At 71.9% G+C, this 12,628-nt stretch carries 14 protein-coding genes; 12 read left to right on the forward strand and 2 right to left on the reverse strand.

Translation table 11 applies throughout. The features are described from left to right. Window positions 1–98: 98 nt before the first annotated feature. The gene (locus QSK15_RS05210) at window positions 99–1,718 is read left to right on the forward strand and encodes a DUF885 domain-containing protein (protein ID WP_285793127.1); all 1,620 of its coding nucleotides are present in this window, start codon (window positions 99–101) and stop codon (window positions 1,716–1,718) included. A 132-nt stretch (window positions 1,719–1,850) separates the two neighbouring features. On the opposite strand, the gene QSK15_RS05215 is transcribed toward QSK15_RS05210, so the two are convergent. Further along, window positions 1,851–2,543 (reverse strand): hypothetical protein, encoded by a 693-nt coding sequence (locus QSK15_RS05215; RefSeq protein WP_285793128.1) that lies wholly within the window; start codon window positions 2,541–2,543, stop codon window positions 1,851–1,853. A gap of 213 nt (window positions 2,544–2,756) precedes the next feature. Here QSK15_RS05215 and eno point away from each other — a divergent pair, with 213 nt between their 5' ends. The 4 genes from eno to QSK15_RS05235 are packed head-to-tail and all read left to right on the forward strand — an operon-like array spanning window position 2,757 to window position 5,830. Then, window positions 2,757–4,040 carry a phosphopyruvate hydratase gene (gene eno, locus QSK15_RS05220; protein WP_285793129.1) on the forward strand — a complete coding sequence of 428 codons (1,284 nt, stop codon included), beginning with the start codon at window positions 2,757–2,759 and terminating at the stop codon, window positions 4,038–4,040. A gap of 32 nt (window positions 4,041–4,072) precedes the next feature. Further along, a complete protein-coding gene (locus tag QSK15_RS05225; RefSeq protein WP_285793130.1) occupies window positions 4,073–4,711 on the forward strand; it encodes an FtsB family cell division protein in 639 nt (212 codons plus the stop codon). A gap of 43 nt (window positions 4,712–4,754) precedes the next feature. Next, window positions 4,755–5,312, forward strand: a complete 558-nt coding sequence (locus QSK15_RS05230; protein WP_124774478.1) for a DUF501 domain-containing protein — start codon at window positions 4,755–4,757, stop codon at window positions 5,310–5,312. Further along, on the forward strand, window positions 5,309–5,830 hold the full coding sequence (locus QSK15_RS05235; protein WP_285793131.1) for an amino-acid N-acetyltransferase: 522 nt from the start codon (window positions 5,309–5,311) through the stop codon (window positions 5,828–5,830). Before QSK15_RS05230 ends, QSK15_RS05235 begins: the two co-directional genes overlap by 4 nt. On the opposite strand, the gene QSK15_RS05240 is transcribed toward QSK15_RS05235, so the two are convergent. Next, complete coding sequence (locus QSK15_RS05240; protein ID WP_377633703.1) at window positions 5,831–6,682, reverse strand: CE1 family esterase; 852 nt, start codon at window positions 6,680–6,682, stop codon at window positions 5,831–5,833. 136 nt (window positions 6,683–6,818) lie between these two features. Between QSK15_RS05240 and QSK15_RS05245 the strand changes: the two genes are divergently transcribed. From QSK15_RS05245 to QSK15_RS05275, 7 genes are all read left to right on the forward strand, one after another. Beyond that, window positions 6,819–7,841, forward strand: coding sequence for an ArsR/SmtB family transcription factor (locus QSK15_RS05245; protein ID WP_285793133.1), 1,023 nt, complete (start codon window positions 6,819–6,821; stop codon window positions 7,839–7,841). Window positions 7,842–7,881: 40 nt separating this feature from the next. Then, the gene (locus tag QSK15_RS05250) at window positions 7,882–8,823 is read left to right on the forward strand and encodes a Ppx/GppA phosphatase family protein (protein WP_285794339.1); all 942 of its coding nucleotides are present in this window, start codon (window positions 7,882–7,884) and stop codon (window positions 8,821–8,823) included. A 152-nt stretch (window positions 8,824–8,975) separates the two neighbouring features. After that, the gene (locus QSK15_RS05255; protein WP_030328782.1) at window positions 8,976–9,308 is read left to right on the forward strand and encodes a PadR family transcriptional regulator; all 333 of its coding nucleotides are present in this window, start codon (window positions 8,976–8,978) and stop codon (window positions 9,306–9,308) included. Beyond that, window positions 9,305–10,330 (forward strand): HAAS signaling domain-containing protein, encoded by a 1,026-nt coding sequence (locus QSK15_RS05260; RefSeq protein ID WP_285793134.1) that lies wholly within the window; start codon window positions 9,305–9,307, stop codon window positions 10,328–10,330. Before QSK15_RS05255 ends, QSK15_RS05260 begins: the two co-directional genes overlap by 4 nt. Window positions 10,331–10,460: 130 nt before the next feature. Continuing rightward, on the forward strand, window positions 10,461–10,997 hold the full coding sequence (locus QSK15_RS05265; protein ID WP_285793135.1) for an LppU/SCO3897 family protein: 537 nt from the start codon (window positions 10,461–10,463) through the stop codon (window positions 10,995–10,997). Between the two features lie 198 nt (window positions 10,998–11,195). Next, the gene (locus tag QSK15_RS05270; RefSeq protein ID WP_285793136.1) at window positions 11,196–11,882 is read left to right on the forward strand and encodes a dienelactone hydrolase family protein; all 687 of its coding nucleotides are present in this window, start codon (window positions 11,196–11,198) and stop codon (window positions 11,880–11,882) included. Beyond that, entirely contained in the window at window positions 11,875–12,615 is a 741-nt protein-coding gene (locus QSK15_RS05275; protein ID WP_377633705.1) for a uracil-DNA glycosylase, read from the forward strand. The genes QSK15_RS05270 and QSK15_RS05275 overlap by 8 nt, the downstream gene beginning before the upstream one ends. Window positions 12,616–12,628: the final 13 nt, after the last annotated feature.

A 12,628-nucleotide genomic window follows, 5' to 3' on the forward strand; every position in this document is an offset into this window, starting at 1 on the left:
GTTGCTCCGACACGCCGAGGCGAACGGCAACAACTTCATGATCGACCCAACGGGGCGGAACCGGCCGAGCCCGATGGGGCGGTCGGTACTGTGGGCGGGTGGAAGCGTTTGGGGTGCTGGCTGAGCGGGTCGTCGAGGCGTTGCTGGAGTCGCGGCCGGGGGTCGCCACCGCTGCCGGGGACCACCGGTTCGACGACCGGCTACCGGACCTGTCCGCCGACGGGCTGGCCGCCGACCGGGCGATGCTCTCCGACGCGGCCAACGCGCTGTCCGAACTGGACCCGGACTCCCTCGACGTCGACGAGCAGGTCGACCACGCGCTGCTCACCTCATTCGTGGACCGGGAGCTGTTCGAGCTGACCGAGATCCGGTCGCACGAGTGGGATCCGCTGCGACACAACCCCGGCCCGTTGCTGCACCCGCTGCTGGCTCGCCCGTACGCTCCTGCCGAGGTGCGGCTGACCCAACTGGCCGGCCGGCTCGCCGCCGTACCGGACGCCCTCGCCACCGCCCGCGCGACGCTGCGGGACATGCCGCGGATCCACGCGGAGACGGCGGTCGGGCAGTTCACCGGCACGGCCGCGTTGATCCGCGACGAGCTGCCGGCGCTGCTCGCCCAGGCGCCGAGCCAGCTCGACCGGGTCGAGCCGGCGGCCACCGCCGCGATCGCCGCGCTGGAGGAGTTCGTCGCCTGGCTGCGTGCCGGCCTGGCCGCCGATGCCGGCCCCGGCCGTGACCCGCGACTGGGCCGGCGTCGCTGGGAGGCCCGGCTCTGGCACACCCTCGACACCGAGCTGGGCGCCGCCGAGATCCAGCGGCGCGCCTGGGCCAACCTGGACCGGGTCACCGCCGAGATCCGTGAGGCGGCCGTCGAGCTGGTCGGCGGGCCGGCCGACGACGCGTCCGTACGCCGGGCGCTGGACCTGCTGGCCGCCGAGCACCCGAACGACGCGACGATCGTCGAGCTGGCCGCGGTGACACTGGACGAGGCCACCGACTTCGTCCGCGCACACGACCTGGTCACCCTGGTCGACGACCGGTGCGTGATCCAGGAGATGCCGGAGTTCGCCAGGGGCGTCGCGGTGGCGTACTGCGACGCGCCCGGCCCGCTGGAGACCGCCACCGTGCCGACCTTCTACTGCATCGCGCCCACTCCGTCGGACTGGCCGGCGCACCGCGTCGAGTCGTTCTACCGCGAATACAACGACCACATGATCCGCAACCTGACGGTGCACGAGGCGATGCCGGGGCACTTCCTCCAGCTCGCTCACGCCCGCCGCTACGTCGGTGGCACCCGGGTCCGCGCGCTGGCCGAGTCCGGCCCGTTCATCGAGGGCTGGGCGGTCTACGCGGAGGAGGTGATGACGGGTCTCGGCTTCGGTGGTCTGCCGGTGCGGTTGCAGCAGCTCAAGATGCAGCTCCGGATGACCATCAACGCGTTGCTCGACCAGTTGGTGCACGCCGAGGACCTGCCCGAGGCCGAGGCGATGGCGTTGATGACCGGGCGCGGCTTCCAGGAGGAGGGCGAGGCGGCCGGCAAGTGGCGGCGCGCGCAACTCACCTCGACCCAGCTCTCCACCTACTTCGTCGGCTACAGCGAGGTGGCCGACATCGCCGCCGCCCGCCCGGACGGGGTGTCGGTCCGCGACTGGCACGACGCGATGCTCGCCCACGACTGCCCGCCCCCGCGTCACCTGCGCACCCTGCTCGGGGTCTGAGCAACACCGGCGCCCGCGCCGTCACCGCGTCCCGCCTCAAGATCCGCACAACTTCTCGGATGTTGCTGCTTCCAGCGCCCAGGAGGCAGCAACATCCCCGAACTTGTGCGGATCTTGAAAGCACCGCACCGGTCACGAGCCGCCGGGGCGGCGGTCGACGACGCCGGCGCCGGCGGGCGGCTCGAACGCGGCCTCGTCGACGGTCGTGGAGTAGTCGCTCAACGCCAGCTCCACCGGCTTGCCGTCGACCGGCCCGGTGAAGCTGCCGAGCACACCCTCGGTGGTGACGCAGGCGGTGAAGTCGCCGGACGAACTCTCCACCGCCACACAGGCGGCGTGGTGCCCGGCGACGGTCGTGTCGCTCTGCTTGATGACCGCCTGCGGGTCGAGCGCGGCGGCGGTGAGCAGGCCGACCACCACCGGCGGCGTGACGAGGCCCTGCCGGTTGGCCTCGCCGAACAGCGTCACGGTGGGCTTGCTGCCCGGGGTCGGCGGGGCGACCAGCGTGCACTCGGGGCGGGCGCCGGTTGTCGTGCACCGGGTGATGGCGTCCGGGGTGACGGTGAGTTGCCCGCCCGGGTAGGTGTACGTGGATCGCGTCGGGTCCTGTGCCTGCACGATCGCGGCGCGCTGGCCGCCGGGCAGCTGGTAGGTGGCCGAGTAGGTCAACTCCAGTGCCCGGTCGAGTCGGGCGGCGAGATCGTTGACGAGTTCCGAGCGGCCCATGGCGACTCCGGCGTCCTCGAATGTCTGACAGCCGGTGACCGTGAGCGACGCGATGACCGACACGGCGAGCATGCGGAGGGTGGTCGAGGCGGCGGGCATGGCGACCAGCCTGGTGGATTTGGTCCGCGCAGCGCAAACCCGTTGCCGGTTGACGCCCGGAAATCCGGGAATGTCCGTCAACGCGGGGTGACCCGGGTGCGCGGGCGACGCCGTGCCCGTTCGCGCCGCCCGATACGCTGCGTTCAACACCTGCCTCAGCCGCACCGTCGCGGCCCACCCACGGACCGGATAACAACAACGAGGAGCGACTTAGTGGCAACCATCGAGGGAATCGTCGCCCGGGAGATTCTCGACTCGCGGGGCAACCCGACGGTCGAGGTCGAGGTCGGTCTGGACGACGGCACGGTAGCCCGCGCCGCCGTGCCCTCCGGCGCCTCCACCGGCGCCTTCGAGGCGATCGAGCTGCGCGACGGTGACGCCGACCGCTACCAGGGCAAGGGCGTGGAGAAGGCGGTCTCCAACGTCGAAGACAAGATCGTCGACCAGATCATCGGGTACGAGGCCAGCGAGCAGCGGCTGATCGACCAGAAGATGCTCGACATCGACGGCACCGACAGCAAGTCGGAGCTGGGCGCGAACGCCATCCTGGGGGTCTCCCTGGCGGTGGCGAAGGCCGCTGCCGGCAGCGCCGAGCTGAGCCTCTTCCGCTACCTGGGCGGCCCGAACGCGCACCTCCTGCCCGTGCCGATGATGAACATCCTCAACGGTGGCGCGCACGCCGACTCGAACGTCGACATCCAGGAGTTCATGATCGCGCCGATCGGCGCGCCCACGTTCCGGGAGGCGCTGCGCTCGGGCGCGGAGGTCTACCACGCGCTGAAGTCGGTGCTGAAGAAGAAGGGCCTCTCCACCGGGCTCGGCGACGAGGGTGGCTTCGCGCCGAACCTGCCGACGAACGCGGCGGCCCTGGACCTGATCGCCGAGGCGGTCGAGAAGGCCGGTTACCGGCTCGGCACCGACATCGTGTTCGCGCTCGACGTGGCGGCCACGGAGTTCTTCGACAACGGCACCTACACCTTCGAGGGCGCCGCGAAGTCCGCCGAGGACATGAGCACCTACTACACGAAGCTGGCCGACGAGTACCCGATCGTTTCGATCGAGGACCCGCTGGCCGAGGACGACTGGAGCGGTTGGCAGACGTTGACCGCCTCGATCGGCGACCGGGTGCAGATCGTCGGTGACGACCTGTTCGTGACCAACCCGCAGCGCATCGCCCGCGGCATCGCGGAGAAGGCGGCGAACGCGGTTCTCGTCAAGGTCAACCAGATCGGCTCGCTGACCGAGACCCTGGACGCCGTGGACCTGGCCCACCGGGCCGGCTTCAAGTGCATGATGAGCCACCGTTCCGGCGAGACCGAGGACACCACCATCGCCGACCTGGCCGTGGCCACCGGCTGCGGCCAGATCAAGACCGGCGCGCCGGCCCGTTCGGACCGGGTCGCCAAGTACAACCAGCTGCTCCGGATCGAGGAGGAGCTGGCCGACGCGGCGCGCTACGCCGGCGCCGGCGCGTTCCCGCGCTACCGTTCGGCCTGAGACGCACGAAGCCTCGGGGGAGGGGTGTGACGATGCAGCAGCGCCGCACACCGGGTGGTCAGCGTCCCGCCCGCCGGCCGGGTCAGTCCGGTCGGCCGGGCGGCGGGCGAGCCACGCGGGGATCGGTCCGGGAGGCCGGCGTACGCGCCGAGCCGCGCGCGGCCGGTCGCGCTCCGGGTGCTGCCCGGGGCGCCGAGGGCGTGCGCTCCGCGAACCGTCCGGCCGCCGCGCGGCGTACCGCCGCCGGCGGTGCCGTGAAGCGGCTCGCCGCACCCCACCCCCGTCGCTTCACCGGTCGGGCCACGGTGCTGTTCGCGGTCCTGATCGCGCTCGCGCTGGCCTACACCTACCCGGTCCGGGTCTACCTGGACCAGCAGGCCGACATCGAGCGGATGGAGGCCGCCCAGGCGGCACAGGAGGCGGAGATCGCCAAGCTCGCCGCCGAGGCCGCCAACTGGAAGGACCCCGAGTACATCAAGACGCAGGCTCGGGAACGGTTCTTCATGGGCCCGCCGGGCGAGAAGATGATGGTGGTGCTGCACGACCCGGAGGGCGCCGCCCGGGACGCCGGGAAGCCGGCCGGCTCGGCCGCCCCGGCCGGGCCGGTGACCTGGTACGACACGCTCTGGTCGAGCGTGCAGGCGGCGGACAGCCAGCAGCCGGGCAAGTGAGCCACCGACCACCGCACCGCACCGCACCAGGAGAGATGGCACCGTGACTGTCGTACCACCGTCGGAGCCGGCGGCGGATTCCGTACCCCTGCCGCAGCGCGAGCCTGCCACCGAGGCCGACCTGGCCGCGGTGGCCGCGCAGCTGGGCCGGACGCCCCGCGGCACCCGGGCGGTCGCCCACCGGTGCCCGTGCGGCCTGCCGGACGTGGTGGAGACGACCCCCCGTCTCGCCGACGGCACCCCGTTCCCGACCCTCTACTACCTGACCTGCCCCCGGGCCACCGCGGCGTGCAGCCGACTGGAGTCGGCGGGGCTGATGAAGGAGATGGCGGACCGGCTGACGACGGACCCGGAGTTGGCGGCCCACTACCGTGCGGCGCACGAGGACTACCTCACCCGCCGGGAGGCGATCGGCGAGGTGCCGGAGATCGCCGGCATCTCGGCCGGCGGGATGCCGGGCCGGGTGAAGTGCCTGCATGTGCACCTGGGCCACGCGTTGGGCGCGGGCCCCGGGGTGAACCCGTTCGGCGACGAGACGTTGGAGCTGGTCGAGCCCTGGTGGTCGACGGGGCCGTGCGTGGACGTGCCGGCGGGCGAATGAGCACGCCGACTGCGGATCAGATCACGGTACGGCGGGCGCGCACCGCGGACGTGCGGGGCATCCGGCGACTCGTCGACACCTACACCGACGACCGCCGGCTGCTGAGCAAGGCCACCGTCACCCTCTTCGAGGACGTGCAGGAGTTCCGGGTCGCGGTCCGGGCCGAGGACGACGTCGTGGTGGGCTGCGGCGCGCTGCACGTCATGTGGGAGGACCTGGCGGAGATCCGCACGGTGGCGGTGGACCCGTCCTGCCGGGGCCGGCGGATCGGTCACCGGCTGGTCGGTGAGCTGATCGACGCGGCGCGGGAGTTGGGCGTGGCCCGCATCTTCGTGCTCACCTTCGAGACCCGGTTCTTCGCGTCGTTCGGCTTCCGTGAGATCGACGGCGCGCCGGTGCCGCAGCCGGTCTACGAGCAGTTGCTGCGTTCGTACGACGAGGGCGTCGCGGAGTTCCTGGACCTGGAGCGGGTCAAGCCGAACACGCTGGGCAACACCCGGATGCTGCTGCGCCTCTGATCAGCCCCTGCGGGGGTGGGCGGCGAAGAAGTCCCACATCAGGTCGGTGGCGGACAGCCCCGCGGAGGTCGCGGCGAGTTGGCCCGCTGTGGCGCCCGGCCAACTGTGACCCATGTCGGCGAGGGTGTAGACGCTGACCTCGCTGCCGTCCGCGCAACCCGCCACCGTGTGCGTCACACCCTTCACCCCGGACGCCTTCGGGCTCGGCCGGCAGGTGAGCCGCTGCTGCCAGGTCCGCATCCCGGTCTCGAAGATCGAGGCGTACCGGTCCTGACCGCCGATGAAGGTGATCACGGAGACCGGGCTCTTCGGCACGTAGCTGTCGGCCGTGGTCAACTCGCCGCTGTAACCACCACTGACCACCCCGATCGCGGCGAACGTGCCGGTGCTCTCCACCGCCGCCCGGAAGCTCATGTCGCCGCCGTTCGAGATGCCGGTGAGGAATACCCGGTTCGGGTCCGCGTGCCAGGTCTGCACCAGATGGTCGGTGAGGGCGTCGAGGAAGCCGACGTCGTCAGCGCTGCCGCAGCAGATCAGCGCGTTGAAACCGCCGCCCTGCCCGTCGGGGTAGGCGACCAGCACGTTGTCCCTGTCGGCCCTGGCCTCCAGGCCTGCCAGCTCCCGCATCGCGGAGCCGGTGCCCGGATAGAAGTGCAGCGCGATGACCAGTGCGGATGACCGGGCCGGGTCGTACCCCGCCGGCGCGTGCAGCAGGTAGGTGCGGTCGAGCCCGTCGTGTTTCAGGGTGAGCCGGTGGTCGCCGGCCGCGGGTCGTTCGCTCGACGCGGACGGCGCTGCTGGCGGGGTCGACGAGGGTTGCCCCCGCTCACCACAGGCTGCGGCCACGACCATGAGGCAAAGCCCCGTCAACACTGCCACCGATCGCCGCACGCCGGTCACCCCCCGTCGACCCCGCCGTCCACACTGGAGGGCCCTCGGCCGGTAGACAACCCTTTCGGTCCTGGCCGAAGGCGGGCAGGCTGTTGTCATGCTTCGCCTCAAGCTCGGGTCGGCCGACCTGTGCCGGGTGCGGTTCGCCGACCGGCTGCATCCGGTCGGGATCGCGCTGCTGGCCGGTCAGTGGCTGCGCGATCCCATGGTCGCGGCGCTGGCGCCGACGCTGGCCGAGCGGGCGGCGGCGGCCGAGGGCACGGCTGCCGCCCAGGCCGCCACGGCGATTCTGCGGCACCTGCTGCCCGATCGGGGGCGGCTGCCGGACTTCGTGACACCCTTCGACGGTCTGGAGTCGGTGGAGGCCGGTCTGGAGGCGATCCGGGCCACCCCGGCCCGGCGGGTCCGCGCCGAGGTCACCATGGCGTACGCGGACACGTCGGTGAGCCCGCTGCGGCGGCGGTTCGCGGCAGCCGACCCGGAGGTGCTGGACCTGTTCGGCGGGGCCGTGCGGACCTGGTTCGGCGCGGTGCTCGAACCACACTGGGCCGAGCTGACGTCGGCGTACCACCAGCAGGTGGCGGCTGCCAGTCAACGGCTGGCACACCATGGTGTGGCCAGCCTCTTCGCCGGTCTGCACCCGTCGATCCGGTGGCGGGAACCGGTGCTGGAGGTGCGCACGTGGTGGGACGGTGACCTTCCCGGCACCGGCCATGGAATGATCCTGCTGCCCTCCCCGCTGGCCGGGCCACGTCCCCGGGTGCTGGTCGAGCAGGGTCACCCGGTCCTGCTCGTCTATCCGGTGGTCATGCCCACGCTCGGGGCCCGAGCCGACCACGATTCGCTCGGTCGGCTGCTCGGCGTCACCCGGGCGCTGGTGCTGCGCCGGCTGGCGGCCGGCGGCGGGTTGACCACCACCGTGTTGTCCCAGGCGGCCGGGATCAGTCTCTCCTCGGCCTCGGAGCACGCCTGTGCGCTGCGGACGGCCGGTCTGGTGGCCAGCGCGCGGGAGGGCGGGTCCGTTCGACATCACCTGACCGCGCTCGGGGCGGAGTTGTTGCGGGGCCCGTCGGGCGACCCGCGCGAGTCGTGGCCCACGGCCGGCCAAGCCGGCGGGTGACCGCCGGTCCTGCCGTAAGGTTGCTGCCGTGACGACGCGTGTGGCGGCCATCGACTGCGGGACCAACTCGATCCGACTGCTGGTCGCCGACCTGCCCGAGGCCTCGGCCGGGCCGCAGGCGCCGCTTGTCGACCTGACCCGGCGGATGGAGATCGTCCGGCTGGGGCAGGGCGTGGACCGCACCGGTCGACTGGCGCCGGAGGCGATCGAGCGGACCCGGGTGGCGTTGGCGTCGTACGCCGCCGACATCGAGAAGCTGGGTGCCCAACGGGTACGCATGTGCGCCACCTCGGCCTCCCGCGATGCCGCCAACGCCGCCGACTTCACCGCGATGGTGCGGGCCACCCTCGGTGTCGAGCCCGAGGTGGTCAGCGGGGACGAGGAGGCCCGGCTGTCGTTCACCGGCGCGGTGCGCGGGCTGCCCGCCGACGCGAAGGAGCCGGTCCTGGTCGTCGACATCGGTGGTGGTTCCACCGAGTTCGTGGTCGGTGACCGGGCCGCCGGGGTGCGGTCGGCGATCTCGGTGGACATCGGCTGTGTCCGGATGACCGAGCGGCACCTGCCCGGTGACCCGCCGACGCCCGAGCAGGTCGCGGCCGCGCAGGCCGACATCGCGGCGGTGGTGGACCGGGCGCTCGCCGTGGTGCCCGGCCGTGAGGCGGCCACCCTGGTCGGCCTCGCCGGGTCGGTCACCACTGTGGTCGCGCTCGCGCAGGGCCTGCGGGAGTACGACCCGGAGCGCATCCACCACGCCCGGGTGTCGTACGAGGAGGTCGCCCGGGTGACCGCTGAGCTGCTGGCTCAGACCCGCGAGCAGCGGTTGGCGAACCCGGTGATGCACCCGGGCCGGGCCGACGTGATCGGCGCGGGCGCGCTGGTGCTTCGGGTGATCATGGAACGGGCCGGGATGCCGTCGGTGGTCGCGTCCGAGCACGACATCCTCGACGGCATCGCCTGGAGCCTCCAGCCAGCCGCGCGCTAGCTAGCCTGATCAACTCGCCTTCATTGAAACCGCGCTGTCCGGGCAGCTCGGATGCCCCGACTTCCTGAAAACCGAGTCGATCGACGATGCGTCCTGCGTGTCGCTGGCGGATTCGTTGACGCTATTTCGCATTACACAGTAGTGTGCAGTGCGTGGACACCACACAGTTGCTGAAGGGCGTGCTCGACATGGCCGTCCTGGCCGTGCTCCGGGAGGAGGACGGCTACGGTTACGACATCCTGCGCCGGTTGCGCGAGGCCGGCCTGGAGGAGGTCGGCGACGCCTCGGTCTACGGGACGCTGCGTCGCCTCTTCGCCGCCGGCCTGCTCACCACCTATGTGGTGCCGAGCGAATCCGGGCCGCACCGCAAGTACTACTCACTCAACGCCGCGGGGCGCGACCAGCTGACCCGCTCCGGCAAGCTCTGGCGCTCGTTCGCCACCACCATGGACAGTCTGCTCGACGATCGGGGGATGGCGGCATGACCGTCACGGAGCAGGAGATCACCGACTACGTGGCGCGGGTCCGGGCCGCTCTGGCCGACCTGCCGACCGCGCAACGCGACGAGCTGACCGAGGACCTCGCCGACCACCTCACCGAGGTCGCCGCCGAGGCCGAAGGCACCCTTCTCGAGCGACTGGGCGAGCCCGAGACGTACGCCGCCGAGCTGCGCGCCGCGGCCGGCGCCGCACCGGGCGGCGGGCGCAACCTCGACCAGCGGGTGGCCACCGCGATGGCCCGGGTCCGCGGCCGGCTGCGCACCCTGGACACCCGTCTCGGCCCACCCCTGGGGTACGCGACGGCCAGCGACTTCCTCCAGCTGCTGCGCCCCGGCTGGTGGGTGCTCCGGGGCTACCTGGCGGCGATGCTGGTCACGGTGATCAGCACCGGCGGCAGCTTCGGGTTGCTGCCGAGGTTCGGCGGTGAGTTGCTCGCCGGCATGATCATGCTGATCGGTTTCGTGGTCGCCTCCATCTGGATCGGCCGCCGCTCGGCTCAGCTGACCCGCTGGCCGCGCTCGGCCGTGCAGGTCGGCAGCGTGGTGCTGGTGATCTTCGCGTTCGCCGCGCTGATGCAGGCCGAGGATCGGATGCGCTACGGCGACTACGGCTACGACCAGACCTCGGTCGACAGCCAGTACGACCGGGTCCGGGACGTCTTCGTCTACGACAGCGAAGGCCGACTGGTGGAGAACGCCCGACTCTTCGACCAGAACGGCAATCCGATCCGGCTCGGCTACCCGGACTGCTCGGAAGAGGTCTACGACAAGCCGAACCTGCGGGCGTACCCGTACTGCCCGGAGCAGGCGCCCTTCGTGCCCCGCGCGCCGGGCGGACTCTTCCCGCCCGTGTCACCGACCAGCACCCCGGACCCGACCAGCGCCGCGGACCCGACCGGCACTCCGGACCCGACCGGCGCACCCGGGTCGACCGGGACGCCGCTGCCAGCCGGTACGCCCACCGCAGTGCCGCCGAACGGGACACCAACCCCCACCCCGACCCGGTGAACCGAGGTGTGAACTGGATCATGCGGGTGAAGCTGGGAAATAGCTGAACGGACGAGGCGAGCGGGACGGCACCGGAAATCAATGATCGTTACGGTGTCGTCTGCTCATCAACCCCTCGGAAGGAACCCCCGTGTCAGAGCAGGTCGCACCGCCCCCCGCGTCCGACGCCGCAACCCCTGAGCCGGCCGTCGAGACGCCGCAAGCGGCCGCGCCGCAGCAGCCCGCTGGCGAGTCGCCGCAGGCGACCGAGCAGCAGCCAGCCGAGCCGAAGGCGGAGAAGTCCGGTGGCAGGAAGGCCCTCGGCATCGTCGGTGCGGTCCTCGCCATCGTCGTCATCGCCGGCCTGAAGTTCGGCGTCGCCTCGGCGATCGGCAACTACTTCAACAAGGACGAGACCGCGGACGCCAAGACCGGCGACTGCATCGCCGAGCTGCCCGAGATCACCGGCACCGAGCAGGAGGAGGTCGACGGCGCCAAGGTCGTCGAGTGCACCTCCACCGACGCGGCGTACAACGTGGTCGGTCGGGTGGACGGCCAGAGCGAGGCGCAGGCCAAGGCCGACACCACCTGCACCCAGTTCTTCAAGGAGGGCGAGGAGGGGTACATCTTCTCCAGCATCGAGCCGGGCAAGACGGGCTACGTGCTCTGCCTGACCAAGAAGGTCTGACCGGAGCGGCGGACCGGTGTCGACGGCGGCGGGAGACATCCCGCCGCCGTCGGCGTACCCGGAGTCACCAGGGGGCGAACAGGAGGTGAATGCCACTGTTCCGGCGTCTTCCCGACGGCCGCGTGGCGTGGCAGGCTACCGGCACGTAGGACCACTGGGCGACCAGCCAACGATGACTGACCGCTAGGAGGACGGCCCATGGGCGAAATGGTGAGCTACCGCAGCAACGGGGGCACGAGCGAGGGGTATCTCGCGATACCCGCCAGCGGCACGGCCAGCCCCGCCGTCATCGTCATTCAGGAGTGGTGGGGTCTGGTCCCGCACATCCGGTCGGTGGCCGACCGGTTCGCCGAGGCCGGTTTCGTGGCCCTCGCCCCGGACTTCTACCACGGTGAGACGACCGGCGAGCCGGACGAGGCGCAGCGGCTGCTGCTGGCGATGCGGATGGACGAGGCGGCGAAGGACATCGCCGGAGCGGCCGACTATCTCGCCGGGCGGCCCGAGGTCACCGGTAAGGTCGGTGCCGTGGGCTTCTGCGCCGGGGGCAGCCTGGCCCTCTGGTCGGCCACCATCTCCGAGCGGATCGTCGCCACCGCCGGGTTCTATCCCGTGCTGCCCTGGGAGTCGATGCGCCCCGACTGGGCCGACTACGCCGGCAAGGCAGCGGTCATCCACTGCTCCGAAGAGGACGGCACCTCGACCGCCGAGGGCGTACAGACCGCCCGTCGGGCCATCGAGGAGGCCGGCGGTGACTGCCACCTCTACGACTACCCGGGCACCTCGCACGCCTTCTTCAACGACGACCGGCCGGAGGCGTTCGACCAGCGCGCCGCCGCCAGCGCCTGGGCCCGCACCCTGGAACTCTTCCGGGCCAAGCTTGGCTGAGACGCGTACCCCCGAACAGGTGGTCGCCCGCGCAGCGCGGGCGACCGACCTGGCCGACCTCGACGCGGCGGTGAGCGACTGTTTCGCCTGTCCACGGCTGGTCCGGTGGCGGGAGGAGGTCGCCCGCACCCGCCGGGCCGCCTTCCGCGACCAGGAGTACTGGGGCCGGCCGGTGCCGGGCTTCGGCACCGGGGACGCGCGGATCGCCATCCTCGGGTTGGCGCCCGCCGCGCACGGTGGCAACCGCACCGGCCGGATCTTCACCGGTGACCGGTCGGGCGACGTGCTGTTCGCCGCGCTGCACCGGGCCGGGCTGGCCAACCAGCCGACGAGCGTGGCCGCCGACGACGGGCTCGCCCTGCGGGACCTGCGGGTCTTCGCGGCCGTCCGGTGTGCGCCACCGGACAACAAGCCGACCCCGGCGGAACGGGACACCTGCGCGCCCTGGCTGCACCGTGAGGTCGCGTTGATCCGGCCCACGCTGCGGGTCGTGGTCGCGCTGGGCGCGTTCGCCTGGGCCGCGTGGTGGCCGGTGCTCCGCGCGGTGTACGGGCAGCGCCCGCCCAGCCCGCGACCGGCGTTCGGTCATGGGGCACACTGGTCCGGCACGGACGCCCCGGACTTGCTGGGCTGTTACCACGTCAGTCAGCAGAACACCTTCACCGGGCGATTGACACCAGGGATGTTGGACGACGTCTTCGGCCAGGCTAAGCAGCTGGCCGGAGTGGACTGAGACGACGCGTGGG

The sequence above is a fragment of the Micromonospora sp. NBRC 107095 genome, from assembly GCF_030269705.1.
GTDB classification, from domain to species: domain Bacteria; phylum Actinomycetota; class Actinomycetes; order Mycobacteriales; family Micromonosporaceae; genus Micromonospora; species Micromonospora parva.